Source organism: Methylobacterium nigriterrae (assembly GCF_037106235.1).
Lineage (GTDB): Bacteria > Pseudomonadota > Alphaproteobacteria > Rhizobiales > Beijerinckiaceae > Methylobacterium > Methylobacterium nigriterrae.
This window is the reverse complement of the sequence record NZ_JBAWTG010000890.1, coordinates 1-269: the sequence shown is the minus strand read 5'-3', so window position 1 is coordinate 269 and position 269 is coordinate 1. Positions and strand designations below refer to the sequence as shown.

General features: G+C 65.1%; 1 protein-coding gene. It reads left to right on the top strand.

Features of this window, described 5'->3' with window-relative positions:
• Positions 1-49: 49 nt before the first annotated feature.
• Positions 50-269 (top strand): DUF2231 domain-containing protein (locus WDW90_RS39570; RefSeq protein ID WP_336493052.1); only part of this gene is annotated, 220 nt, incomplete at its 3' end.

Genomic DNA, 269 nt, shown 5'->3' with positions numbered 1-269 from the left:
CTGTCAAGTTCGGTCACTAAGCTCGCACAAACCGCGATGGGGAGGGGTCATGAAGCGAATACCGTTGGTGCGGGTAGTTGACCGCCTGGAGAACGCCACGCTGCTGGATCCGCTCGCGAAACGGGCCCGTAGAATCGTGGGTGCCGCACTGCGTCCACGGTGGTTGCGCGACATCCTGCACGGGGTTCCACTGGGTCATCCGGTGCATCCGCTGGCCGTTCAGGTGCCGCTCGGCACCTGGGTCTCCGCCGCGGTGCTGGATGCGGTTC